Source organism: Corynebacterium sp. MSK047 (genome assembly GCF_030232285.1).
GTDB lineage: Bacteria > Actinomycetota > Actinomycetes > Mycobacteriales > Mycobacteriaceae > Corynebacterium > Corynebacterium jeikeium_D.
This window is the reverse complement of the sequence record NZ_JASPJI010000018.1, coordinates 39595-66043: the sequence shown is the minus strand read 5'-3', so window position 1 is coordinate 66043 and position 26449 is coordinate 39595. Positions and strand designations below refer to the sequence as shown.

The following is a 26449-nucleotide window of genomic DNA, read 5'->3' as shown; positions in this document are numbered from 1 at the left end:
AACCTCGGCATCCAAAAAGGCTGGATCAAATAACCGCAACACGCCCGGAAAAGACACACTTTTCTTTACTTAACCCGTAGATGCACACCGCGAGACCTCACCAGACAGCGGAAAAGGCAGTGACTCCGACTTTCGCCAGAGCCACTGCCCTATTGCCTCACCCATGTCACAAGCCCGTTTCCGTAACAGTTACTTAGGCTTGCCTTGCCTATATTACTGAGCGTACAGAGAATTGCAATACCTAATTCAAGATTTTCTCGAGATTCTCTGCAGAAGGCTTTATTAGCGCCTCACTAACGCTCCTGTTCCTGGCGCAACCACCCACCCTCCACCCGACTGGTCAGCCCCTGTCCCTGCAGCTCCAGCAACAAATGTGTCGTAAGCGCCACGGCCAATCCCGCCTGCGCTGCGACTTCTCCCACCGGCGTTGGCTCCGCAGAATTCAGAGAGTCGTAGACAGCGAGCTCGTTTCGAGAAAGCTTCTGCACCGCCGACTTTTCCCACAACAATTCAAGCTGAGCATCCTCATTCACTGTGCCAACTGACCGATACAGCGACCGCACATTATCGGCACTACACACCAGGACAGCCTCGCCACTGCGGATTAGGTCATGACAGCCAGAGGTAGTTTGCAGCGTCACCGGTCCCGGCACTGCTCCCAAGGGCTTGTTTAGCCTCACTGCCCAGTGCGCTGTGTTGCGCGCCCCTGAACGCCAGCCCGCCTCGACGATTGTGGTTGCTCGCGATAGGGCCGCTACCAGCCGATTCCTAGTCAAAAACCGATGCCGTGCTGGTCGCACCCCCGGTGGATACTCCGTAAACAGCGCACCCCGCTCTGCAATCCGGTCGAAGAGCTCTGCATGCGCCCGCGGATAGTCAACCCCTACACCACCGGCTCCGACCACAACCGTAGTGCCGCCAGCGTCGAGCGCAGCTCGATGCGCCGCGGCATCAATCCCTAACGCACCACCGCTGATGACACTAACCCCCGCGTTCGCGAACTGTCCCGCGAATTGGGCCGCCACCTGTGTCCCGTAGCTGCTGGCCATCCGCGTTCCGACAATCGCCACCGCTTCACTGACCACGTCCCGCAAGTCACGGCCACGCACCCACAGCGCAAGTGGTGGTGCATCGGCGCGGTCACGGACTTCGAGCGTCGTAAAGCAGGACAGCAGCTCCCCCGGCCACTCTGGGTGCCCCGGATAAATAAGACGCCACCCCATCGCTGCCGCCAGCTCCAAATCGTGGCCGCTCTGGTCAACGTCGGCTCGCGCCTGCGTCGTATTGAGCAGACCTTCCGGCAGCCCGGCGCGAGCCTTGATCCTCTCTGCTACCTCTACCGGCCCAAACTCCGTCACGAGCCGCACAATCTGCGGATGCGTCGCCTCTATCACACGATTCAGGTAAGCCCACGCGTGAATTTCGTCCATTTTTCCCCCTTGATAATGGTTCGGTTGTATTAGCCGCTCTCGCGGTCATGCAGCTGGCAGGCACGTTGCACGTGCTCGAAGGTAAACGCGTCTACTCCCCCGAGATCTGCGAGCGTCCACGCCACTGCGATTACTTTGTCCACTCCCCGCTGGGTAATCTCTCCGTTCCTCAACTGGAAGTCCAATAACGCCATCGCTTCTTCGTCTAAGCCCGCGTGACGACGGAGAAGCGAGCGTGGCACACTCGCGTTGGTGACGGCTGCTTCGTCGGCAAGCCCCAGGGCCTGCCACCTATGGCGGGCACGGTCACGTGCGGCCTGTACCCGATCGCGAACGGCCGCGGAGGGCTCATTGTGTGCTTTGTTTTTAATTCCCAGCTTGGCCCCGGCAGGACTGAGCGTAACGTTGAGATCCATGCGATCGCGTAGCGGGCCCGATAATGCGCGACCATGCTTGGCTCGCTCGGTACTAGAACAGGTGCATTCGCTGGCATACGCCGCCCCGCACCGACAGGGATTAGTCGCCATGACTAGTTGTGTTCTCGCCGGAAAAGTCACTCGATGGTGCGTACGCAGGTGGACGACCACCCCGTTTTCCATCGGCATCCGCAACGCATCCAATACCGCCGGGCGCATGAGGGTGATTTCGTCCAAGAAGAGCACCCCATGGTGGGCAAGGCTAATCGCGCCGGGCTTGGGCACAGCACCGCCGCCGACTAGCGCTGCCACAGTCGCGCTGTGATGCGGTGCCACAAACGGCGGATGTTGGACAAGAGTGTCCGTAGTATCGAGCGCTCCGGCCACCGAATGCAGCGCGGTGACCTCCAGCTGCTGCCACTTCTGCAATGGCGGCAGAATTGTGGGCAAGCGCTCAGCGAGCATGGACTTCCCAGTTCCCGGAGAACCCTGCATGAACAGATTGTGCCCACCTGCTGCGGCTACCTCGAGGGCGAAGCGCGCCTCAGGTTGGCCATCGACATCGGCCAGGTCTACCGAGAAGGCTTGTTCGCTGGGGTCGTCGTTAAGCGCGGTCGTCAAACCTGAGCCGGTGAGTACCCAGCCCCATAGCTGTGTGAGGTCGGCTGCGGTGCAGACTGCGATGCCGTCGACGAGCGCGGCCTCGGCGGCGTTGGCGGCGGGGACGACAACCCAACGGGCACCGGCCTCGCGGGCGGCAAGGACCTGCGGCAGCACTCCACGCACCGGGCGAATGGAACCGTCGAGCCCAAGTTCGCCAATGAGAACCGTGTGGCGGAGACGACCTCGGGCCTCCATGTCATCGCTGGTTGCGATAAGGATGGCGCAGACGATGGCGAGGTCAAAGCTAGTGCCGTGCTTGCGGATGTGCGCCGGCGACAGACTCACCACGACTTTTGTCTTCGGCCAGGGCAACTGCGAGTTAGCAACCGCCGTGCGCACGCGATGTTTGGCTTCTCCGACGGCGGCATCGCCGAGCCCACCGATATACATTCCCGGCAAGCCACGCCCAACATCGGCTTCCACCTGCACAATAGTTCCTTCAATGCCGCTGAGGCTGACTGCAAGAGCTGTACCGACAGTCATCTAGCAGTCCCACATGATCGCGTCGCTGATTGCGGGAATGTACGTAACTGCAACGACTGGAGGACCGGACGAAGGGCTGGACACTGTGACTTCTGCGCAGTCGATAACTACGGACTCTAACCAGTAGGTAGAACTCTCTGACAGCCACTGTGCCGCCGCCTTGCGCAAATGACGAAGCTTGGCTGCTGTGATGGACTCTCTGCCGTCCCCAAACTGACTACTTCGCGAGCTGCGCCGCGTTTTTACCTCCACAAAATGCAGCCTGCCGTCAACATCTTCAGCAATAAGATCGAGCTCATAGCGCCCGACCCGCTCATTCCGAGCAATAACTTCCCACCCCTGATCCTCCAACATCTCGGCGACGAAATCCTCCCCAAACGCGCCGAGCTGTCTTGTGGTTAGTTCTTCAAAGCTCTGTGTCATCGCCCTGGTCCCCCTGGTTCCCCGTTGAATTGTGCCTTGGCGGTTTACTGCCTAGACTTTTGCCGCCTTGGCGGTTCGGAAACACTCTTGCACAGCGGGCATGACAAAGGCCCTCCGATAAATGCTCAGAGGGCCCTAACTGTGGATAATTTTTCGACTGTGGATAACTGTTAGCAGCTAGCCATAACGAGCGATGACAGGCGACGATAACCTACGGCAGTCGCAAGTCCGGCTTATCCAGTTCCTCGATATTGACATCCTTGAAAGTGATAACGCGCACGTAGCGGACAAACCGAGCCGGGCGATGGACATCCCACACCCACGCATCCGACATCCGCAGCTCGAAATAGACCTCGTTTTCGCTGTTGTGCGGAATCAGCTCCACAGCATTAGCAAGGTAGAACCTGCGCTCCGTCTCAACAACGTACGAAAACTGACTAACGACATCGCGGAACTCCTTGTACAGGGATAGTTCAACGTCGGCCTCGTAGTTTTCTAGATCTTCTGCGCTCACGACCGCGACGGCTCCTTCGAGTGTTTACATGTTGCTCTTTTTGTACATGTTGGTCTATTCGGGGTGCTCAAGATACTCCGCGTGTGCCAAGCGCACATTGCGGTATGACCACCGATGCTCCGGGGTTGCGCCATGGCGTGAAATCGCTTCCATATGCGATGACGTGCCGTAGCCCTTATGCCCCGCCAGACCATAGTCCGGATACTTCTCCGATAGGTCAACCATAATGCGGTCGCGGGTGACTTTGGCTAAGACACTCGCAGCGGCAATACATCGGCAAGCGGAATCACCACCAATCACGGGCAAATAGGGTGCCGTGAAGCCAGACACTTTGAGTGCGTCGGTAAGCACATAGCCAGGACGCTGTCCCAACCCGGCTACCGCGCGGCGCATTCCAGTGACATTCGCGTCCTGGATGCCGAATTGGTCGATGTAGGACGCGGGAATCGTCGTCACGCAAAAAGAGGTGGCGAAGCGTTGGATGAGCGGAAAGAGCCGTTCACGTGCGGCCGGCGTGAGCTTTTTAGAATCGGTGAGCTTATCCAGCTCTGCGATAGGGCGTTCTGGAAGGCAGCAGGCGGCGATAACTATCGGGCCTGCACAGGCGCCGCGACCAGCCTCGTCGACCCCGGCTACAGGTCCAAAGCCGCGCTTTGCCAGCGCGACCTCTATCGTGCGCGACTGCTTCAGCCTCCGCAGTTTCGGCGCCGGCGGCGTGAGCAGACTGTGCTGACTAGTTGTGCTGGATGTCCGGATCATCGACGCCACCGATGCGGTTAAACGGCAGGATGATTGCCTGCACCTTGCCGACGACGTTATCCAGCGGCACAGTACCCTGCAGCTCGTCGCCCATGTGATAGCGAGAGTCCGCAGAGTTGGTGCGGTTATCACCCATGACCCACAGATTCCCCTCCGGCACTGTTACCGGCCCGAAGTACGGGCCACCACACTGCTCTGAGCCAAGATTATCCACCACCGGCTTGTCTGCCGGAGTTTTAATGAAATCCTGGTCTGTCATCTTGCCGTCAACCATGATGCCGGGATCTCCTGGGCGACACTGCACAGTCTGCCCACCCGTGGCAATCACACGCTTGACTAACGCATTTTCATCCGGGGCGACAAGGCCAATCCAGGAACCGACCGTCTGCAGCGAGTTCGCCACCGGGTTGCTTGAACGCTGTGACACGTAGTTACTGTTCCAGGACTCCGGGCCATTAAAGACGACAACATCGCCGGGCTTGGGATCTGAGAACTGGTAGGAAACCTTATCCACCCAAATGCGGTCACCGGTGCACCCGACACATCCATTGAGCGTCGGCTGCATCGACTCGGATGGGATCACGTAGACACGGCCGATAAAGGACTGCACACCAGCACTGATGAGCAGGGCAATCACGATAATGATTGGAATCTCGATGTACCACGGAGTGTGCTTTTCAGGCTCCGCGTCAAGTTTCCGGAAGCCTTTCAAGCCTTCAGTACGGTCTTCTTTTTGGCCGTCAGTCTGTTCGCGCGAATCGTCGTCGGTCATGGGAAAAGACTATACGCGATAGAAAAATCCCCACCGAGCTCAACACTCGATGGGGATTATTTTGCGCCAAAAGACTAGCGGCGCTCCTTGATGCGTGCAGCCTTACCGCGCAGGTTGCGCAGGTAGTACAGCTTCGCACGGCGAACGTCGCCCTTGAAGACAACGCGAATCTCGTCGATGTTCGGGGAGTGCACCGGGAAGGTACGCTCAACGCCGATACCGAAGGACATCTTGCGGACGGTGAAAGTCTCGCGGACGCCACCGCCCTGACGGCGGATAACGACGCCCTTGAAGACCTGAATACGCTCGGTCTTACCCTCGACAATCTTTACGTCGACCTCGACGGTGTCACCAGCGCGGAACTCCGGAATGTCGTCGCGCAGGTATGCTGCATCAACCTTGTCAAGAATGTTCATGGAAACTTATTCCTTTACTTTTTGCATAGACAGAGGACCCTGGCGGCGCTTTCCCACAGAGGGACGCTCGGCCGGTTCATGCCCGAAACAGGTAAAGCTGCCTATAAAGACAACCTGGAAATTATTACACACCCCCTGGTCAGAAACCAAACTCTTCCATGTTCGGCGGGCCTTGTGGATCTTGTGGGTCCTGGGGGTCTTGCGGGCTGGGAGTATCGGCGTCTTCTCCCCTGCGCGCTTCCTCGACCAGCTTCCGTGATTGCTCTATCAACTCCTGGCGATACTCGTTATATTCTGCCAGTGCCTGCGCCATTCGCAGTCCCCGTTTGTCAAAGGTGTAGCGTCCGTGCCCGGCGAGCGGCCCATCTTCCAGGCTCACCGCCTTTTTGCCCGTGCTTGACGACGTCCACAGTTCCACCCCACCCCGATCACGTGCAACATTCCAAAGACCAGCTGTTTTCATGTTGTGGTGCCGGCGGCAGAGGCAGTGGAGGTTCGGCGTTTCCGTTGCCCCACCCTCCTCCGGGTGCTCTTTGTCGTACGGCTCAATATGGTCAATGTCGCAGAGCTCCGCGGGTACATCACACCCCGGAAAGCGACACGTTCCGTCCCGACCTTTAACGAAGGCTCTCTGACTTTCGGTTGGGGCGTAGCCCTCCGCGGTTTCGTCGGCAAGCATACGAATATGCGTGACCTTATCAATCCACGCCTGCGTAGCTAACTGCGAGATCCAGCCAACGCCGCCAAGCCAGGCGGTGCGGGGGCGCTCCTCTGTGGCAGGACAGTATAGGTTGAGTACGATTTTTGCCTCGGCGGTGCCGCGGATGAGGTGTGTCAAAGCTTCGACTCGAGTGCAGCCAGCTGAGCTGGAGATGGACTCGAGGGTGGTTTTGAATTCGAGAGCGCGGGTCTTTTCCAGCTCCATAAAAACTTCCGCGAAGTTGTCGCTCTCTTCAAAACCAATACTCTCTCCCACTATTTCGCGTTCTCCTGCAGGAAGCAGCGGATCGGCATCACCCGGAAGGTTTTTGGGGCGAAGCTGAGGTTCAATTTCTTCGATAACCCGTTGCAGGAATTTATGTAGGCTGCGAACTCCCCGGAGTGCCTCGCCATGCTTTCGGGGAATGACAAAGCGGGCAATTTCTTCTTCAACAGCTGCACGCACCTCTGGATCGTGGAGCGGCGCTGTCGCGCGAGCAATGGTGATCAGATGCGCAAAGGGCAAATGAGCTCGAGCTTTAATAAAGGCACCCAGCCGAGGCATGCGCGCTAAATGAATGCCGACCTCTACATACTCGAGCGCTTTACCGCGGGAAATACCCAACTCGGGCGCGATTTCAGCAATGTATGCATCCACATCAATCTCAAGCGACTTCGGCGTGCAACCGCAAGCTATACCCAGTTCCAAGCGGTTGCGTTGGATACCCGCCACCGCCAACTGGTTCGTGGATGACTCGTGGAAAAACTGCGGCGCTTCAGGCAGCAGAGCCGCTTGGTAAACATCGGACGGTTGTTTGGCCGGACTATCTTTTTCAGACATTGTTCCCCCAAAGCCCCAACCCCGCTCAGCGTCGAGGACGAGTGAATACCACTAGCTCAACGCCAAGAAGAGAAGCTCAAGCACTTTGTTCTTGATACCCCTATTCTAGCACGCCCGTTCGATTGTACAACCCCTTTAATAAAACTTTTTCGCTTGTATTTTCGAGTGTGTTATTGAGTGTGTTATCAAATGTCGCGAGGTGCATCTTCTTGCGAAAGTCCGCGCACGCTAAGACGACACGCTACAACCGCTCGCTACAACGTCACGCTGATACAGCACACCAATAACGAACGCCGCCGACCGCCGCTGACCGTTGCTACAAAACACCCCCCCCCAACTGCTAGATTGTCTCCATGCAGCAGATTCCACGCTTTGACTCCTGGATTGTTCGAGGAACAATCATCGCCCCGTGCGTTCTGGCCATTGCACAGCTTCTGTGGGTAATTGCTATTTCCGACCGACTACCGGAGCAGTTAGCAACGCATTGGAGCGGTAGCGGCACTCCCAACGGTTTCATGCCGCCAATTCCAAGCACATTGATTATGGCCATCATCGTCATCGCATGTGCACAGATCGGTTGGCTCGGCGCCAAGACCAGTACGCCGCTTGTTGTACGGAAGCCAATTGCAATAACCAACCTCGCCCTCTGCGGCTTCTTAATCGGCATTGAATTCGCGATTATCATCCCGCAGATCGGCACGACGGACCCTACGACCGCCCGAATCGGCTGGATCTATGCAATAGCCGGCGTCATCATCGGCCTAGTAGCGGCCCTGCTCGTGACGCGCCGCCTCAAGGACTACTCCTCGCTTACCGACGCCACGGTCACCGAGCCGACATCGCCACAGTTGCCCCATCGAGAAGGAGCCCCGACTCCCATCGATGTCAGCGTGACCATCTCTAAGGGCGTCAAAATCGCCCTCGCAGTCTGGTGCGTGGTGTCTGTAGCGCTCGCAGTGTTCCTGCCAAGCCTCGGCATTGTTTTTCTGCTGTGCACGCCGCTATTCCTCATCGCATATGAAACCGGCATGACACTAGACACGGACCCGAAGACAGATTCCATTACCGTTTTTAACGGCTGTGGACCGCTGAAGATGAAACACCCCATTGAGCTTCGAACCATCAAATATGCGAAGCCGGCCACTTATAACTGGGCCGACGGTGGCGGTATTGGGCTTCGACTTGGCAATGATGGCCGCATCACCGTGGCGGCACGGTCAGGCGAGGCAGTCAAGATTGAGACCTCGGGGTCCGATTACACCATCGTCGTACCGGATGGAATGGCTGCGGCTGTCGCGGGTGAGATCAACAGCCGCATCGACGCTATGCGCCAATAGGCTATGCGCTAATAAATCAAGCGCTAACAGATCAGGAGCTAAAAGCCTGCCCTGCGCAGCGCGTCGGCCATGGAACCGCCGCCTCCACCACGGTTGGCTCCACCGCGCTTCTTATTCTGGGAACCACGCTTTCGGCCGCCTCCACGGCCTTCTCCGCGACCGCCGTCACGCTTTGGCTTGGTATCCGAGGCGTCGTCGTCAAGCCTGAGCGATAGACCGATGCGGTTGCGTTCGACGTCAACGTCGAGAACCTTCACCTTGACCACCTCGCCCGAGCGGACGACCTCGTGTGGGTCGGAGACGAAACCGCGGGCCATGTTGGAGACGTGGACGAGGCCGTCCTGGTGGACTCCGACGTCAACGAAGGCGCCGAAGGCCGCGACGTTGGTGACGGTGCCCTCGAGAATCATGCCGGGCTGAAGATCGGAGACCTTCTCCACACCTTCCTTGAAGGTGGCGGTGACGAACTCGGGACGCGGATCGCGGCCAGGCTTGTCCAGCTCGGCCAAGATGTCCTGGACGGTGGGCAGGCCGATACCTGCGGACTCGTCGACGAAGTCTGCAGCACGCACCTTGGACAGGACACGGGAGTTGCCGATGAGCTCCTGGACACTAACGCCGGTCGACGCGGCAATGGCATCGACGACGCGGTAGGACTCCGGGTGCACGGCGGAGGCATCCAGCGGGTTGGTGGCGCCGTGGATGCGCAGGAAGCCAGCGCACTGCTCGAAGGCCTTGGGCCCAAGACGCGGGACCTTCAGCAACTCCTTGCGGGAGGTGAAGGCGCCGTTTTCGTCTCGATAAGCGACGATGTTGTCCGCAACAGTCGAGGACACGCCAGCAACGCGACCGAGCAGCGGCGCGGAGGCGGTGTTGACCTCGACGCCGACAGCGTTGACGGCATCCTCAACCACGGCATCGAGAGAGTGCTCGAGCTTGGTCTGGGAAACGTCGTGCTGGTACTGGCCGACACCGATGGACTTCGGATCGATTTTGACGAGCTCAGCAAGCGGGTCCTGCAGGCGGCGGGCAATCGATACGGCACCGCGGAGAGAAACATCCATGTCCGGGAACTCGGCTGCTGCCAGGGACGATGCGGAGTACACGGAAGCACCGGCCTCAGAGACCACCACTGGGGTCGGCTTCTTGCCGCCGGCCTGAGCAATCAGGTCGGCGATTTCGCGAGCCAGGGTTTCGGTCTCGCGGGAAGCGGTGCCGTTGCCGATGGCCATGAGCTCCACTCGATGAGTGGCGCAGAGAGTGGCCAGCTGCTCCTTGGCGCCAGACCAGTCATTGCGCGGCTGGTGCGGGTAGACGATGGCAGTGTCGAGCACCTTGCCAGTGGAGTCGACAGCGGCGCACTTCACACCATTGCGGTATCCCGGGTCCAGGCCGAGAGTGGCGCGCTGGCCAGCCGGTGCAGCCAGCAGCAGGTCACGCAGGTTACGGGCGAAGACATCCACGGCTTCGGCCTCGGCGCGCTCCTTCAGTCGAGTGCGGGCATCGAGGGCAGCGGACACCTCCAACTTGGTGCGCCAACCGAAACGAACGGCCTGGTCAATCCACTTGGAGGAACCGCCGTCGGGAAGCTCAAAGGCCTCACGAATCATGTGCTCGTAGGTCTCATCCTCACCCGCATCGATATTGAGAGTCAGGATGCCCTCGGCCTCACCGCGCAGCACGGCCAGCACACGGTGGCTAGGCATGGTGTCCAGAGGTTCGTTGTGCTCGAAGTAGTCACGGTACTTCGCACCCGCAGTCTCCTTGCCCTCCACCACGGCAGCGGCGGCGGAACCGGAGGACCACACCTGCTCACGGACAGAGCCAACCAAATCAGCATCGGTAGCGAAGCGATCGACCAAGATGGCACGGGCACCGGTCAGAGCGTCCTTCGCATCCTTACCAGCTGCCTCGCCGTACTTAGTGGCTAGAGTCTCGGGGTCCGCGGCGGGGTCGGCCAGTAGCTCCTCCACCAGCGGTTCGTACCCGGCCTCACGTGCAATATCGGCCTTGGTCTTGCGCTTCTTCTTGTACGGCAGGTAGAGATCCTCCAACCGCGCCTTAGTGTCGCAGGCGAGGATGGCGGCCTTCAGGTCGTCGTTAAGCTTTCCCTGCTCTTCGATAGCGGCGAGAATCGTTTGCTTGCGCTCTTCTAGTTCGCGCAGGTAGACGACGCGTTCCTCGATGAAACGCAGCTGTGTGTCATCGAGTCCGCCGGTTACTTCCTTGCGATAGCGGGCGATGAAAGGCACGGTGTTGCCTTCGTCGAGAAGCTTGATAGCGGCGGCGACGGCACTTTCGGCAACGTCCGCACCAGTGGCGGCGAGTTCTCGGGCAATTACTGATGAAATCACCCGGGCAACTTTACTATCGTGGAAGTACCAATTGGCGAACGCCCCACAGAAGGCTCGCAGTAAACACCGGAAAAGGAGCCCCATGAAGCAGAAACTCTGTGCCGAATACCTGCGCATCTCCGATGAGGAGGCAGCGCGGTTAGTTGAGGTCGCAGCACCTGCGGCAACCAGCGACGGCGGCACGGCGGGGCTTGTTAACGACGGCGCGGAGAAGATTATCCTGCAGCACTTCGTCGACGTTCCGGACGAAGACGCCCTGGACATCGACACGGACTGGGAGTCCCTGCTGCGCACGTTGACCGGCAATCCCATCGACGGCCAAGCACTCGGCGACCCGCTGGCGGAGGCCATCCTCGGCGCCGACCGCGTCTGCCGCAAGCCGCTGTCTGCAGTCATCCGCGCCGATCGCGTCGGCGACGTGCACCAGACGCTGGCAAGCATCGATCTTGCCGCCCGCATCACGGACAATGGTTCGCTTATCGACGAAGCCACTGCGACACAGCGGTACCGCGAACTCGTGGCCTTCTACGAGGAGACTAAGGCAGCGCGTAGCGCCGTGCTCGTGGCCATCTCCTAAGAACTAGCAGCGCAACTGCTAAGCCGATAACTCCGGCAATGAGGCCGCCGATGACATCGGTGAGCCAATGCGCCCCGACCCACACGCGCGACAGAGCCACGGCGCCGATAAGCGCGATGATGGCCAGGTCGAGCAGCTTGCGGGCTGTGCGGCGCAATACGGGGATGGCAAGCTGCATCGCGGCCATACCGCTGGAAGTAACCGCTGCCACATGTGCAGAAGGAAACGCCGCGTCATGTAGGTTGACCAGCGAGAACTCCTCACCCGGTCGGTCGCGGTCCAAAAACCACTTCATGGCATAAGTCACCGCAATCGACGAACCGAATGACGCCGGCAGTAGCAACGCCCACGCACGGAAGCGGAACCACAGGAGTGCCGCAGCAACAAGCGTGACCGGCGCGATGTAAATCGGCCGGATAATCTCGCTCAAAGCCAGCATCAAACTATCGACGCGGCCATCCCGCGCCCCATGCAGGTCACTGACCCAGCCCGCAAACGACTGATCCACGCTCCCCGCCAGCTGCGTCTGAGTGAACCACGCCAGTGCACCTAGGACAGCTAACCAACCAATGACATGCCGGGGTCGCGCAATTCGAGCACGTGCCACTAGCGGTTCTCCTCCGTTACTTCTTCAATGACTTCTTTAATTGCTTCTCGGTCACGGGCGCTGAGGTCGACGTCGGCAAGCAAATCGGGGCGGCGCTCGGCCGTGCGGATTAGTGACTGCTCGCGCCGCCAACGGTCCACCAGCGCGTGATTGCCGCTGAGCAGGACATCCGGCACTTCCAGACCACGCCACTCGCGCGGCTTCGTGTACGACGGCCCTTCGAGCAGACCGTCAGAGAACGAGTCCTCCTCGTGGCTCTTGCGATTACCCAGCACACCAGGGATTAACCGCACGACGGACTCGGCGATCACCAGGACCGCCACTTCCCCGCCGATAAGCACATAGTCGCCAATAGAGACCTCACGTACGCGGTAGCGGTTGGCAGCATCGTCAATAACGCGCTGGTCAATGCCCTCGTAGCGCCCGCACGCGAACACAATGTGCTCCTCGTGTGAGAACTCCTGCGCCATCTGCTGCGTAAACGGCTCGCCCGCCGGGGTCGGGACGATCAGCAGGGGCTTCGCTGAATCTTCTTCGCTTAACGACGGCACTTCCGCTGCAGCATAGGAAGATTCCTCGGCCAAACCCAATTTCTGATCATGGCGGACATTGTCCAAATGTGGCACCGCGGACGTGAGCGACTGCTCCGCTTTCAGCGCCGCTACCTCGTCGAGGGCGGGACCCCAGACATCCGGCTTCATAACCATGCCGGGGCCACCGCCGTAGGGTGAGTCATCCACGGCCTGGTGTACACCTGGCGCCCAGTCGCGCAGGTTGTGTACGCCGACGCTCAAAATGCCCTGCTCAATTGCCTTGCCCAGCAACGCATGACGCAGTGGCTCGAGGTACTCCGGGAAGATTGTGACTACATCGAGACGTAAGCTCACAGCTCCAACAGTCCTTCCGGCGGGGTGATGGTGACAGTAGAATTCTCAAGGTCAACTTCCGGAACGATTTCCTCTACCAGAGGGATGAGTACCTCCCGGGCCCCGTCGTCAAGCGTGACTTCAAGGAGACGATGAGCGGGCGCGCGGACGATAGAAGTGACCTCGCCTATATCGGTGCCGTTATGGACTACGCGCAGGCCTTCAAGTTCAAAGTCATAAAAGTCCTCGTCTTCGAAGACGGGCTCGGCATAAAACTTCATACCCCGATGACGCTCGGCCTCATTGCGGCCCGGAATCTCCTCGAAGCGAATCAGCAAACGCCCCTGGTGCGGGCGTGCCGTTTTCACAGTCAGCTGTTCCTCACGGCCGGCCTGTACACCCAACAGCGTGGCCCCGACTGCGAAACGCCCTTCCGGGTCATCCGTTGTCGCATCGACGACGACTTCCCCGCGCACACCGTGGGGCTTGATCACTCGGCCAATAAGCACCATGTCAGCTACCGACACGCGCACACTCCCTCTCTTATAAAGGCTCTGTAAAACACCCCGCGTAAAGCAAAAAGGCGCCACCCAACACTTCGTCTTGAAGTATAAGGTAGCGCCCGGATTAGCTAAGCGGCGTACTCAGCGTCCTTATTACTCGGCGTCCTCGGAAGCCTCGGACTCAGCAGCCTCAGCCTCGGCAGCCTTTGCGGCCTCCTCAGCTTCCTTAGCAGCCTTAGCTGCTTCCTTGGCCTCGCGGCGCTTAGCGGTGATGGCCTCAGCGGACGGGCCATTGTTGGCCTCTTCCAGAGCCTTGTTGAACAGCTCGAGCTTGGTCGGCTTCGGCTCAGCAACCTTCAGAGTGCCCTCTGCACCCTCGAGGCCCTTGAACTTCTGCCAGTCGCCGGTGACCTTCAGCAGAGCCAGAACCGGCTCGGTCGGCTGTGCACCGACGCCCAGCCAGTACTGAACGCGCTCGGAGTCAATCTTGATGATCGACGGCTCTTCCTTCGGCTGGTAGATGCCCAGGTTCTCAATGACCGCACCGTTGCGACGGGTACGAGCATCAGCAACGACGACGCGGTACTGAGCAGTACGAATCTTACCCAGGCGCTGCAGCTTAATCTTGACTGCCATGAGGAGTTCCTCTTTCTTCTATGTCACTGGACAATACTTATGCATCCGAGCTCACGAGTAATTACTAACGAAGTGCTTCGGACCGGTTTTGCCCTTGGGATATTTACACTGCGCGTGACCACCGGGCGGCCGTGGCCGGATCCGATGAATTCGCAGTCGTGCCTCAGCTGAGGATTCTCATTGAGACAACTCGAGGTATGTTACCAGCAGTTTTTGGAAATTAACAAAACTGCGCACTCGAAACGCTGCATACCCACTAAGGCTGAACGTCGTTGACAGTGCGGTAACGTAACATTCTATGAAAACCACCGGCACCCAATATAGGTATGACTTGGACGGACTACGGGGCATTTCGATTGCCCTCGTAGTCCTTTTCCACGTTTACGTCGGCCGCGTTTCCGGTGGTGTGGACGTATTCCTCTTGCTCTCCGGGTTTTTCTTCTTCGGCGCGCAGTACCGCAATGCCATCAACCCCAGGCAGTCCATCAATCCATGGTGGAGTATCTGGCGCACGCTGCGTCGCCTAATCCCGACACTGGTGCTGGTCCTCTTCGCGACAACCCTGTTTGTCATTTACTTCATTCCATCGCTTCGCACCATCGACATTGCCCAGCAACTCCGCGCCAGCCTGCTCTACTACCAAAATTATGAACTGGCACTCCAGGGCTCGGACTACGCTGCCGCAGAGAGCGAAACTTCCCCACTGCAGCACCTGTGGTCAATGTCGGTACAGGGCCAGTTTTATCTCGGCTCCATTTTTCTCATCTCCCTACTCGCCTGGATGACGCGCTCACCCCAGATTGTCGGCGCGGTTACCTCACCGGTGGAGGCGAAGCGCACCGACGCTACCGGCGGTAAACTCCGCCGAATCCTCACCCCTTTGCTGGCAGTTATCACTCTCGGCTCGCTTGCCTATGCCTTCTATATGCACTCCGAAAACCAGGGCTGGAACTACTACTCCACTGTCAGCCGCCTCTGGGAGCTCTGCCTCGGCGCACTACTCGGACTGATTCTTGTCCGGGGCTCCATCCCCATGCCCAAGCCACTTCGAGTGCTGTTAGCCAGCATCGGCCTCGCACTGGTAGTCTCCACCGGTTTCATCTTCGACGGCGCCGCACAGTTCCCAGGCCCTTGGACCCTATGGCCCCTCGGTGGTGCTGCGCTGATTATTATCGCCGGCCCTGAGGCGGGCTGGATCTCCAAGTTCCTGGCCAGCCGCCCAATGCGCGAAGTAGGCCAGAGCGCCTACGCGCTCTACCTGTGGCACTGGCCTCTTCTCATCCTGGCCATAAACTACCTCAACCGCGATACTCCGGGGCTGAAGCTTGGCACCGCAGTGATCGTCGTTTCCTTTATTTTGGCCAAACTCACCAACAAGTATGTCGAGCTGCCGCTGGCTCAATCGACTCGCCGACCGACCCGGACTCAGCCCGTCGTCGGCGATGCAATCCACGCAATGAAGCATCGTCGCCCGGCTCGTCGTCTAGCGGTAGTCGGCACTGTTGTCGTCATTGCGTTGGTCGGCATGTCCAGCCTTGTCAACGTGCAACAGGTGCGCGTCGATCGCGCCTCCGCCACCAGCCTAGATCCAGAGGTCTATCCAGGTGCACTCGCGCTTACCGACGGGTACGAGGTCCCCAAGGCAGCCACAAAGCCGAATACCGATTTCATCACGGACCTTTGGCCGGAACCTGCCCTCGATGGCTGCCTTGCGACAGGCGGTGAGGACGTCGGATACTTCCCGCCGAATCGCCGTTGGCGCGATGAGACCCAGCCGTGTGTCTACGGTGATCCAGATGCTAGTGAATCGATTGTCATCGTCGGCGGCTCGCACATGGAACATTGGTTTGCCCCGATTGATGCCTACGGCAAAAACAACGGGTACCGAGTGGTGGTTCTTCTCCGACAAGGCTGTCCAGCGACCTTAGAACCGATCCACGGAGTCGGCGATATCTGCGTGGCCTGGACTTTCGAGGCTCTGCAGAAAATTGACGAGATTCAGCCAAAGATGGTTTTCACCACTTCAACCAGACCCTTGTTCCAGGCGGACCCACCGCAGCCGGGCGACTACACACCGGATGGTTACGTTTCGTTTTTCGCTGCTCTACAAGAACGCGGAATTGATTTCTTCGCCATCCGCGATAACCCATGGGCGCTACGGGAGGACTTGGACCAATTCTCCCCCAGCGTATGCGAAGAAGCGGAAGAAGACTGCACTATCCACCGCAAAACTGCCCTAAATGCAGAAAATCCCGCTGAGGAGATTCTTGCGAACTTCCCCAACGGGCACAGTCTAGATTTCTCCGATATCTTCTGCGGTCCGACCACCTGCCGTAAAGTTATTGGCAATATCTACGTCTACCGCGACAGCAATCACATCACCGATGAACTAGCGGCCACTTTCAGTCCTGAAATGGACCGCCAGATTCAGAAGGCTCTGCGGGACTAGCTACTTCTAGTCCCTGCTACTTCTTGCCCTGTCCGAAGTCGAGATTGTTGAGGTCAAAGTCCTCCATACCTTCTGGCAGCTGATTACCCATCTGCTTCTGCAGCTTCTGCAGTTCAGCCATGCTAGGCATACCCGGCATGCCCTGCATACCTGGCATTCCAGGCATACCGGGCATTCCGCCACCGCGCATTGCCTTCGGTGGCGTTGGACCACGGTTAGCGCCCTTGCGCTTATTCTTGCCCTTGCCCTTTCGACCACGCTTGGCCTTGCGGTTCGATGGGCGACCACTGCCCATACCAAATCGGCCGGCCATCTGCGCCATCATCTTCCGCGCCTCATTGAAACGCTCGATGAGCTGGTTAACCTCTGAAACGGACACACCGGAACCGTTGGCGATACGACGACGTCGTGAAGCATTCAGAATCTTCGGATTCTCGCGCTCTTCCGGAGTCATACCGCGGATAATCGCCTCGATGCGGTCAAGCTGCTTTTCGTCGACCATTTCCGCGGCCTTGGACATTTCCGCGCCGCCGGGGAGCATCTTGAGGATGTTGCCGATTGGGCCCATCTTGCGGACCATCATCATCTGCTCGAGGAAGTCCTCGAGAGTCAGCTCGCCGGAACCAATCTTCTGGGCGGACTTGGCAGCCTGCTCATGATCGATTTCCTTGGAAGCGACCTCAACCAACGTCTTCAGGTCACCCATGCCCAGGATGCGGCTGGCCATACGGTCTGGGTGGAAGACGTCAAAGTCCTCCAACTTCTCGCCCGTGGAGGCGAACAGAATCGGCTTACCGGTGACCTCACGGATAGACAGTGCAGCGCCACCGCGCGCGTCGCCATCGAGCTTGGTCAGTACAACGCCGGTGAAGTCAACGCCGTCTCGGAAGGCCTTGGCGGTCTCTACCGCATCCTGACCAATCATGGAGTCGATGACAAACAGAACTTCATGCGGGTTGATGGCATCGCGAATGTCGCGAGCCTGCTTCATCAGAACCTCATCGATACCCAGGCGACCTGCGGTATCGATAATCACCACATCGTGGCGATGCTGGCGAGCATAAGCGAGGCCACGGAACGCGGCGTCAACTGGGTTGTCCTCGCTGGTGCCCATTTCATGGGTGGAATCGAGGCTGGTGCCCGGGAACGGTGCGAAGCACGGCACGCCTGCACGCTCAGCGACAATTTCCAGCTGCTGCACCGCGCCCGGACGCTGCAGGTCACAGGCGACGAGGACCGGGGTGTGCCCCTGATCCGTGAGGTACCTGGCCAATTTACCGGCCAAGGTGGTCTTACCAGCGCCCTGCAGACCGGCCAGCATGATAACCGTTGGTGGCTGCTTCGACATATTCAGCCGTCGAGTCTCGCCACCGAGGATGTTAATCAGTTCCTCATTGACGACCTCAATAATCTGGTTTGCCGGGTTGACAGTCTGGCTGCCAATAATTTCGTTAGCGCGTTCCTTGATGCGCTTGATGAAGGTACGGACAACCTCGAGGGAGACATCGGCTTCCAGAAGAGCCAGCCGAATCTCGCGGGCGGTGGCGTTAATATCCGCCTCAGTCAGGCGGCCCTTCCCGCCCAGCCCCCGCAGGGCACCCGTCAAACGATCGGAAAGAGACTCAAACAAGTTTCCAGCTCCCCTTTTGCCTTGTTTTTTCTTAACTGTTCTACCGTACCCGCTGGATACTCCATTTGGCACATATCTACAGCTTCGCCTATCGACAACGATTGCAGCCCACCCACCCTAAATGCCCCGATTCGGGTGTAACCAATAGGAAGTAAAAAATAGCAATAGGATGAAGCTCTTTTATTCTCAAGGACGTTAGATTACTGTTCGTTATTTTAACGTGACAATTAAACGAGCCTCCAGATATGAATGCCCTACTGCATAAAGAACGTTTATCCAACCCAGCTACCACCAGCTAGGTAACAGCAAGATAACGCCAGTGGCTAGCTTTTGCTAAGGTCACCCTTAGTAAGAACCTCCCCCGGAATGGTGTAAGCCAAATAGCAAACCGGCGGCATTGCAGCAGGTCAAAGCACGCCACTGCGCACCTGATGTTATTCCTATAACTACCTCCAATACCGTTCATATATCAACCAGTTTATGGTTAATCATGAACCTAGTTAACCGCAGTTGGCCTGGTTTTATTTTCCGCCGTGCACGATGAGGGATGAACGGCGAAATCATATTCATTGGTCTCTGACCGTTTGACTCCTTGAGAGGTTTTCATGAAGAAGTTCACCACGGCTATCGCCGCCGCTGCCTTCTCCGCCAGCATGATTGCAAGCGCAGGCACCGCTACTGCACAGATTCCGGACTCAATGCCGACCGAGTGCCCCGCCGGCCAGCACTTTGAGAACGTCGGAGGCACTTTCCAGTGCGTCGCAGACCAGCCTGAGCAGGATTCCACTGACGGAATTCCGGCCCCAATGCCGGACAAGTGCCCAGACGGCCAGCACTTTGAGAACGTCGGCGGAACCTTCCAGTGCGTCGCGGACCAGGAGGCTCCTAAGCCCGAAACACCGGGCGACAATGGGTCCCAGCCGGGCGACCTGGGAAACCCAGGCATTTCTGATAAGCAGTGCCCGGAGGGCGAGCACTTCGACATGAGCAAGCCAGTCCCAGGCAACCCGAACATCTTCGGTGTCTGCGTCAAGGACGAGGCGAAGCCGGACACTGACAAACCAGGCACGGACAAGCCGGACGCTGACAAGCCAGGCAAGGACGACGAGAAGCCGGGTAAGCCGGGTAAGGACGGCAAGGACGGTAAGCCGGGCAAGGATGGCAAGGACGGTAAGCCGGGCAAGGATGGCAAGGACGGTAAGCCAGGTAAGGACGGCAAGGACGGTAAGCCAGGTAAGGACGGCAAGGATGTCAAGGTAAACGTTGACATCAAGATCTCTGCTGAGTGCAAGAACGAAAACAAGTGCACGAAGGAAGAGAAGAAGGCCAAGGAAAAGGCTGAGAAGAAGGCTTCCGAGTCCAAGAAGACGACCTCTTCCGAGAACGTAAAGAAGGTTTCGGACTCCAAGAAGTCTGAGCAGAATACCTCTGAGTCCAAGGAGGCTTCTTCGACTCAGAGCACTGGCCTGGCAGCCACCGGCGTTGACGCCACCACCCTGGGTGGAGCCGCTCTGGTTCTCCTGGTCGGCGGTGTCGCCGCTACCCGCATCGCCCGCAAGAACCGCTAAGAAGCTTAGGGTTCTACCCCGGTAACGAAATATAAAATGCTCCTGATGCCTATTTAGCATCGGGAGCATTTTTGTGCGCCATACCTCCGAAAATTCATAACTCCCATAGCTCGAAGCATAAACCCCACAGGCACCGATTTTTTACCGAACCTCTACGCCCCATCCGCCTTTCACCACCCGACACGATCAGGTACCACGCTTCGCTAGCGAAGACAGGAAAAATCTCCTGCTGAGTAAACAGTGGCGAGTTCTAAAGATACTCCAACCACAACGGGTGTACACACTCAGCGTTGTAAATATAAGTTCCCGCTTTCCCTTACTGGGACTTGGACGAGTCAACAATTTCGATTTACCCCCTCCCCAAACCCATACCACCAAAGACTGTAATTAGTTATTAGAATCAAAAGTGTGAACAGTGTTCCCCCTTAAGTCCTTTGATTGCAGGGCTTTCCTATAGACATTGTGAGGTTTCCAAATGAAGAAGCTCTCTTCGACCATGGTGGCCGCTGCCGCTTCAGCCGGCATGCTCATCGGCGTTGGCGCTGCCACCGCACAGATTCCTGACCCCGCCCCGTCGGAATGCCCCGCCGGTCAACATTTTGAAAATGTTGACGGTACTTTCCAGTGTGTAGATGACGCTGCAAACCCGGATCCAGGAGGTTCATCTAACGATGGTATCCCACCGGGCGTTGAGGACACCCAGACCTGCCCCGACGGTTCCCCGCGTGACATGAGTAAGATTGACCCGGCAACCGGAGCTTACGGCGCTTGTGGCACTTCAGATGATTCCGGCCCAACTCCGGAGCCCGATGAAGATGCCCCAGAGAATGACGGAATTCCGCCGGGAGTCGATGACACCGCAACGTGCCCCGACGGTTCCCCGCGTGATATGAGCAAGATCGACCCGGCAACCGGAGTCTACGGCTACTGTCCGACCTCCGATGACGAAACTCCGGGCGACGATGAGAACCCAGGCGATGACGAAACTCCGGGCGACGATGAAAACCCAGGTGACGAACAGCCCGGGGAGGACGAGAATCCCGGGGAGGAAAAACCAGGCGACAAGCCCGACAACCCTAAGAATGACGGTAAGCAAACCGGGACCAAGAACACTGGGCTAGCAGTCACTGGTGTTCAGGCGACTGCCCTCGGCGGTGCCGCTCTTGCACTCTTGGTCGGTGGCGTGGCAGCTACCCGCCTCGCACGCAAGAATTCTAAGGATTCCTAGCACAACTCTCCGCTAGATTCCTAGCACCTCAACATTAAAGGCCCCGGAGCCCCGCGTATCCTCTACAGAAATCTACGCGGTGGCTCCGAGGCCTTTATTTTTGCCGGGGGCAACGGGCGACGCTGTACTCACCAATCGATGGAAAATTCACTCATCGATGTTAGTTACTATTTGCGGCCGCCGAGCAGTGCGTCTACGAAGCTCTCCGGCTCAAACGGCGCCAGGTGGTCAGCACCTTCACCAAGGCCAACCAACTTCACCGGCACACCGAGCTCGTTTTGCACCTGGAATACAATGCCGCCCTTCGCGGTACCGTCCAGCTTGGTCAGGGCAACGCCGGTGATGTCTACTACATCCCGGAACGTACGAGCTTGCAGTAGACCATTTTGGCCGACCGTCGCGTCCAAAACCAGGATGACTTCGTCAACCTGAGCCTTCTTCTCCACCACGCGCTTAATCTTGTCCAGTTGGTCCATCAGACCGACCTTGGTGTGCAGGCGGCCGGCGGTGTCGATGAGCACCACATCAGCGCCGGACTCGATACCGTGAGCAACTGCCTCAAATGCAATAGACGCAGGATCGGCGCCTTCAGCGCCGCGAACGGTCTCCGCGCCAACGCGTCGCCCCCAGGTTTCCAGCTGGTCGGCTGCAGCAGCACGGAAGGTATCCGCTGCGCCGAGAACAACACGGTGGCCACCGGCGACCAGTACACGAGCCAGCTTGCCCGTCGTCGTGGTCTTACCTGTACCGTTGACACCGACTACCAGAATCACTGCGGGCTTGCCCTCGTGCGGAAGTGCGCGGATGGAGCGGTCCATCTCAGGCTTGCACTCCTCAATCAACACCTCACGCAGCAGGGCGCGCACTTGCTCTTCCGTGCTCACCTTCTGGCTGGCAATACGCTCGCGCAGCTTATCGACGACACGCTGCGTCGCAGCCGCACCGAGGTCAGCCATAACCAGGATGTCTTCAACCTCTTCCCACGCGTCCTCATCAAGGTCACCCGCGCCCAAGATGCCGAGCACAGACTGGCCAATTGCATTCTGCGACCGTGACAGACGACCGCGCAGGCGGCCCAGACGTCCCTCAGCCGGGTCGATGGAGTCAATCTGCTGTTCTGCTTCTGGCTCTGGCGTCGGCTCCGGCGCAGCTTCCGGCTCCGGCTCTGGAGTCGGTTCTGGTTCGGGAGTCGGTTCCGGCTCCAGCTCCGGCTCAGGAGCAGGAACTACCTCTACCTCAGGCTCTGCTTCGGGCTCTGGTTGTGGTTCCGGCTCGGGCTCTGATTCCTCTTCCCCGGCCGTTGGCAAATCGATTGGGATTTCCCGCATTACGCGGTCATAATCCCCCTCCATTTCGGTGGGGTTATCCGGAATAACCAGTCGACCTTCTGGTTTCAGCAGTGAACCGTCCGGCTGATCGGCAGGTATATCAGCCTGCTTTTCCTCCGGCTCCGGGGCCTGCTTTTCAATCGGCTTTTCCGCCGGTTTCGGCATCGGTTTTTCAACCGGCTGCTTCTCGCGGGTATCAGTCCCACCACCGGCCGGAGCGAAGTTAAAACCACTAGTGGCCTGGTAATTTCCAGACTTCTCCTGCTGGGTGAGTTCCTTAGTATCTTCCTTCGCAAAGGAAATGCGCTGGTTCTTCCTGCGGACATAGCCCACAACAAAGAGCAGCGCGATAATAACGACAATCGCGACGACAAGGAGTATCCACTGAGTTGGAGTCATAACTCTCATTATGCAGTATCAACGACTCTTCCTCACTTACTCCGCGCTTACTCCGCTCCTGTCGACGGAGTTGCGGATGCCGGTGACATTCGCTGCGAGATTACTCGAGTCACACCATCGCCCCGCATGGTCACGCCGTAGAGCACATTCGCAACGTCCATTGTTGGCTTCTGGTGCGTAATGACAATCAGCTGACTGGTCGCGCGGAGTTCCTCGAGCAGCGCAATAAGGCGACGCAGGTTGACGTCGTCAAGCGCGGCTTCCACCTCGTCGAGTACGTAAAAGGGACTCGGGCGCGCGCGGAAAATAGCGACGAGCATTGCCAGCGCCGTCAGCGACTTCTCGCCGCCGGAGAGCAACGACAGCCGCTTGACCTTTTTGCCCGGCGGGCGGGCTTCAACCTCGATACCTGTCGTGAGCAGGTTGTCCGGCTCGGTGAGAACCAGTCGTCCGTCGCCGCCCGGGAAAAGCGTTTGAAAGACTGCGGGGAATTCTGCCTCGACATCGTTCCACGCGTCTGTGAAGAGCTGCAGGATCGTGGCATCGACTTCCTCGACAACATCGGTGAGGTCCTGGCGGGCCTTGAGGACATCATCGAGCTGCGTGGATAGGAAAGAGTAGCGCTCCTCCATCGCCTTATACTCCTCCAGCGCCAACGGGTTGACGCGGCCGAGCACACGCAGATCCTTCTCCGCCTGTTTGAGCTGCTTCGTCACGGCTGCGCGGTCGAAGTTCTCATCAGGAGCAAATTCCGCGAGCAGGTCATCGACAGACAGCCCCAACTGGTCGACGATGCGCTCTGCAGCCTCGGTCACGCGGACCTGCGCCTGCGCACGGGCGATGTCGCCCTGGTGCGCGGAATCCGTTAGCTGTGCCAGCTCACGTTGCGCCGTATTCGCCTCCGTCCGGGCCGCTGATAGTGCCTGCGACACCGTCTTCTTCTGCGCCTCGGCATCGTCGCGATCGGCCTCTGCCCGCGCCAACGACACGTTGACCTTCGCGTGCAGGTCCTCAGCCAGCTCCGCGACAACTTCTGCAAGCGCCCGCTGGGCAACCTTCGCCATCTGCGCCTGCTCATGGCGAGCCTTCGCTACGCGCTCCGATGCAGCCTGGCGACGGAGCCGCTCGGCCTTGCCTCGTACACTCGACAGTCGCTCCTCTGCCGTACGCAGCGACAGACGCGCCTCTGTTTCCATGGCGCGCACAGCCGTCAGCGCCTCCGAGGCACGGTCACGTTCGCTTGTCGACGGTTCCCCCTCCTCGGGGTCACGGTCAACGCGAGCTAAGCGGTCTGCGACCTCCGCCAACTCCTTCTGGAGCTTCGTTACTCGGTCCGCGGCTTCGGCTCCGCGCTGCTCAGCGCGTTCGGCATCATGCACCACGCCAGACAGCTGCGCTGTGGCCCGAGTCCGGGCATCCGTGAGGACCTTCATACGACTCTGATGTTCACGCAACGCAGCACGGGCGGCCGCTGCGTCAGTGCGGCGGTCCTCTTCTTCGGCCTGTGCACCGGAGAGCACACCACCGAGGTCACTCAAACGCGCCTGTGCTTCTGCTAGTTCTTCGCGAGTCTTAGCAATGTCGGCGGCGATTTCCACACCTGATGCAGTGCCACCAGCACCGCCAGCTACCCAACCAGAGCCACGCAGCACACCATCGCGATCAACAACGCGCAGTCGAGTATCCTGCGCCACCAGTTCACGGGCGACGTGCTCGTCGTCGCAGGCCACGACATCAACGAGCAGAGAGGTCAACGAACCAGCGAGGTTAGCTGGCACCGTCACATGATCGAGCAGCCAGGATGCCTGTGCGGGCAGAGTGATGTCCAAGCGCCAGGAGTCAGATGCATCCGCAGAATTGATAACGACGGCACTACCCTTGCCCGCGGCCACAAGCTCGTCGATAAGCGAATCTCCACTGCCCTCGCTGACCAGTGCTTCGGCGGCCGCGCCGAGGGCGGCAGTGAGCGCTTTTTCCCAGCCAGCGTCGACATCGATGACTTCAGAGAGAACGCCGAGCTCGTGCTTTTCACGTAGCCACGCAGTGCCGTCGTTGGCAGCGGCGGTGCGGGCGGTCTCCAGAGCTTCGATGCGGGCGGACAGACCTGAGACGCTGCGCTCGAGGTCGCGCTCGTCAGCGCGGAGTTCTTTCAACCGTGTAGAGGCCAGCTCTGCTTCCCGGTTGGCCTGTTCATAAGCACTCTGCAGCTCGGGACCTTCGAATTCTGCCTCGGCTAGCTCCTGCGCGGCGTTTTCCACAGCTTCGGTGGCATCGGCACGGCGTTCGTCGGCCTCATTGGTTTGCTCGGCAAGGCGTGCAGCTTCGGCTTCGGCGGCTTCCAAGCGGGTGCGCAGAGATTCTTCTGCGGAAATGAGACGAACCACGCCTTCGCGACGGTCGGCGATTGCGCGAACGGCCGCGAGGTGCTCCGCTTCGGCTTCGCGGAAAGTCTCCTCGGCGTCGAAGAGCGTTTCGCGGATTTCCTCCAGTTTTTCACGGGCCTCTGCCTCAGCCTCAGCGAGCGTGGCTTCTTCGGTGGCGGCATCGTCGGCACGCTGCTCCAGGAAGTCCGGGTCTGGGCCTACCCACGGAGCGACGGAGTGGTCGGCCGCGCGATCGGCGGCGATGCGGGCCGTCGCTTGAATACGCTCACCGAGTGCGGAGAGACGGAACCAAAGGTCACGGGCAGCATCGGCAGCTGGAGTGATGTCCTCCAGTTCGGCTTCGAGTTCTGCAGTGCGCTCAGCGGCAATCTCGGCTCGCTCCGTGGCGGCCTCCACCTTTTCCTCAATGAGCTTGGCTTGACCAGCAATGTCATTGAGGCTGTCCTGCAAATCCACGAAGTCCGCGGCAGCCAAACGCAACTTGGCGTCGCGCAGGTCTGCCTGCACAGTCTGGGCGCGAGAGGCGGCCTCAGCCTGACGCTTCAGCGGTTTGAGCTGACGGGAAAGCTCACCTGTCAGATCCTGCAGACGGTCGAGGTTAGCCTGCATCGACTGGAGTTTGCGCTGCGCTTTCTCCTTGCGGCGGCGGTGCTTGAGCACACCCGCTGCTTCTTCGATAAACGCACGACGCTCCTCTGGCCGCGACTCCAGAATCTGCGAAAGCCGGCCCTGGCCGACGATGATGTGCATCTCGCGGCCAATACCGGTGTCGCTGAGGAGCTCTTGGACATCCATGAGGCGGACGCGAGAACCGTTGATTTCGTACTCACTTGCGCCGTCGCGGTACATGCGACGCGTGACAGAGACTTCCTTATATTGAATGGGAAGTGCCCCATCGGAATTGTCGATGGTAAGAGTAACCTCCGCGCGCCCCAAGGGCTTTCGCCCGGAGGTACCCGCAAAGATGACATCTTCCATTTTGCCGCCACGGAGGGTCTTGGCGGAATGCTCACCCATAACCCACGCGAGGGCATCGACGACATTCGACTTTCCGGATCCGTTCGGGCCGACAACTGCGCAGATGCCGGGCTCAAATTTCATCGTCGTCGCCGAAGCGAAGGATTTAAAGCCCTTCAGAGTCAGCGATTTCAAATACATGGGGCAATA

At 58.9% G+C, this 26449-nt stretch carries 21 protein-coding genes; 5 read left to right on the top strand and 16 right to left on the bottom strand.

Annotated features, from left to right (window positions below; translation table 11 throughout):
- Window positions 1-293: 293 nt before the first annotated feature.
- From dprA to QP981_RS08515, 8 genes are all read right to left on the bottom strand, one after another.
- Window positions 294-1430: a DNA-processing protein DprA gene (gene dprA / locus QP981_RS08550; protein WP_284797482.1), complete on the bottom strand. Its 1137-nt coding sequence runs from the start codon at window positions 1428-1430 to the stop codon at window positions 294-296.
- Between the two features lie 29 nt (window positions 1431-1459).
- A complete protein-coding gene (locus tag QP981_RS08545) occupies window positions 1460-2992 on the bottom strand; it encodes a YifB family Mg chelatase-like AAA ATPase (protein WP_284857803.1) in 1533 nt (510 codons plus the stop codon).
- Window positions 2993-3415 carry a YraN family protein gene (locus QP981_RS08540; protein WP_065421646.1) on the bottom strand — a complete coding sequence of 141 codons (423 nt, stop codon included), beginning with the start codon at window positions 3413-3415 and terminating at the stop codon, window positions 2993-2995.
- A gap of 211 nt (window positions 3416-3626) precedes the next feature.
- On the bottom strand, window positions 3627-3929 hold the full coding sequence (locus QP981_RS08535; protein WP_005509529.1) for a DUF2469 domain-containing protein: 303 nt from the start codon (window positions 3927-3929) through the stop codon (window positions 3627-3629).
- Between the two features lie 54 nt (window positions 3930-3983).
- Window positions 3984-4688 (bottom strand): ribonuclease HII, encoded by a 705-nt coding sequence (locus tag QP981_RS08530; protein WP_224783775.1) that lies wholly within the window; start codon window positions 4686-4688, stop codon window positions 3984-3986.
- Entirely contained in the window at window positions 4663-5460 is a 798-nt protein-coding gene (gene lepB, locus QP981_RS08525) for a signal peptidase I (RefSeq protein ID WP_284857804.1), read from the bottom strand. Before lepB ends, QP981_RS08530 begins: the two co-directional genes overlap by 26 nt.
- 74 nt (window positions 5461-5534) lie before the next feature.
- On the bottom strand, window positions 5535-5876 hold the full coding sequence (gene rplS, locus QP981_RS08520) for a 50S ribosomal protein L19 (protein ID WP_070643998.1): 342 nt from the start codon (window positions 5874-5876) through the stop codon (window positions 5535-5537).
- Window positions 5877-6015: 139 nt separating this feature from the next.
- Window positions 6016-7416 (bottom strand): HNH endonuclease signature motif containing protein, encoded by a 1401-nt coding sequence (locus QP981_RS08515; RefSeq protein ID WP_284857805.1) that lies wholly within the window; start codon window positions 7414-7416, stop codon window positions 6016-6018.
- A gap of 353 nt (window positions 7417-7769) precedes the next feature.
- Here QP981_RS08515 and QP981_RS08510 point away from each other — a divergent pair, with 353 nt between their 5' ends.
- Window positions 7770-8753, top strand: coding sequence for a DUF1648 domain-containing protein (locus QP981_RS08510; protein ID WP_284857806.1), 984 nt, complete (start codon window positions 7770-7772; stop codon window positions 8751-8753).
- Window positions 8754-8791: 38 nt separating this feature from the next.
- On the opposite strand, the gene QP981_RS08505 is transcribed toward QP981_RS08510, so the two are convergent.
- Window positions 8792-11107 (bottom strand): Tex family protein, encoded by a 2316-nt coding sequence (locus QP981_RS08505; RefSeq protein WP_284857807.1) that lies wholly within the window; start codon window positions 11105-11107, stop codon window positions 8792-8794.
- Window positions 11108-11189: 82 nt separating this feature from the next.
- Between QP981_RS08505 and QP981_RS08500 the strand changes: the two genes are divergently transcribed.
- Window positions 11190-11684: a DUF1877 family protein gene (locus tag QP981_RS08500; protein WP_016422552.1), complete on the top strand. Its 495-nt coding sequence runs from the start codon at window positions 11190-11192 to the stop codon at window positions 11682-11684.
- Here QP981_RS08500 and QP981_RS08495 read toward each other — a convergent pair.
- The 4 genes from QP981_RS08495 to rpsP all read right to left on the bottom strand — a co-directional run bounded on the left by QP981_RS08495 (window position 11644) and on the right by rpsP (window position 14296).
- On the bottom strand, window positions 11644-12291 hold the full coding sequence (locus tag QP981_RS08495; protein WP_150963187.1) for a phosphatase PAP2 family protein: 648 nt from the start codon (window positions 12289-12291) through the stop codon (window positions 11644-11646). The genes QP981_RS08500 and QP981_RS08495 overlap by 41 nt on opposite strands.
- Window positions 12291-13178: a tRNA (guanosine(37)-N1)-methyltransferase TrmD gene (gene trmD, locus QP981_RS08490; protein ID WP_070605002.1), complete on the bottom strand. Its 888-nt coding sequence runs from the start codon at window positions 13176-13178 to the stop codon at window positions 12291-12293. The genes QP981_RS08495 and trmD overlap by 1 nt, the downstream gene beginning before the upstream one ends.
- Window positions 13175-13669, bottom strand: coding sequence for a ribosome maturation factor RimM (rimM, locus tag QP981_RS08485; RefSeq protein WP_070652970.1), 495 nt, complete (start codon window positions 13667-13669; stop codon window positions 13175-13177). The genes trmD and rimM overlap by 4 nt, the downstream gene beginning before the upstream one ends.
- Before the next feature lie 144 nt (window positions 13670-13813).
- A complete protein-coding gene (gene rpsP / locus QP981_RS08480; protein ID WP_038628648.1) occupies window positions 13814-14296 on the bottom strand; it encodes a 30S ribosomal protein S16 in 483 nt (160 codons plus the stop codon).
- Window positions 14297-14594: 298 nt separating this feature from the next.
- On the opposite strand from rpsP, the gene QP981_RS08475 reads away from it, so the two are divergent.
- The gene (locus QP981_RS08475; RefSeq protein ID WP_284857808.1) at window positions 14595-16745 is read left to right on the top strand and encodes an acyltransferase family protein; all 2151 of its coding nucleotides are present in this window, start codon (window positions 14595-14597) and stop codon (window positions 16743-16745) included.
- A gap of 16 nt (window positions 16746-16761) precedes the next feature.
- On the opposite strand, the gene ffh is transcribed toward QP981_RS08475, so the two are convergent.
- The gene (gene ffh / locus QP981_RS08470; RefSeq protein ID WP_284857809.1) at window positions 16762-18375 is read right to left on the bottom strand and encodes a signal recognition particle protein; all 1614 of its coding nucleotides are present in this window, start codon (window positions 18373-18375) and stop codon (window positions 16762-16764) included.
- Window positions 18376-18980: 605 nt separating this feature from the next.
- Here ffh and QP981_RS08465 point away from each other — a divergent pair.
- Both QP981_RS08465 and QP981_RS08460 read left to right on the top strand, forming a co-directional pair.
- Entirely contained in the window at window positions 18981-19943 is a 963-nt protein-coding gene (locus tag QP981_RS08465) for a collagen-like domain-containing protein (protein ID WP_284857810.1), read from the top strand.
- 475 nt (window positions 19944-20418) lie between these two features.
- Window positions 20419-21171 carry an intestinal mucin gene (locus QP981_RS08460; RefSeq protein WP_101687588.1) on the top strand — a complete coding sequence of 251 codons (753 nt, stop codon included), beginning with the start codon at window positions 20419-20421 and terminating at the stop codon, window positions 21169-21171.
- Between the two features lie 167 nt (window positions 21172-21338).
- Here the strand turns inward: QP981_RS08460 and ftsY are convergent, their stop codons facing one another.
- Window positions 21339-22898, bottom strand: a complete 1560-nt coding sequence (gene ftsY, locus QP981_RS08455; RefSeq protein WP_049171536.1) for a signal recognition particle-docking protein FtsY — start codon at window positions 22896-22898, stop codon at window positions 21339-21341.
- Window positions 22899-22945: 47 nt separating this feature from the next.
- A complete protein-coding gene (gene smc / locus QP981_RS08450) occupies window positions 22946-26440 on the bottom strand; it encodes a chromosome segregation protein SMC (RefSeq protein ID WP_284857811.1) in 3495 nt (1164 codons plus the stop codon).
- Window positions 26441-26449 lie beyond the last annotated feature (9 nt).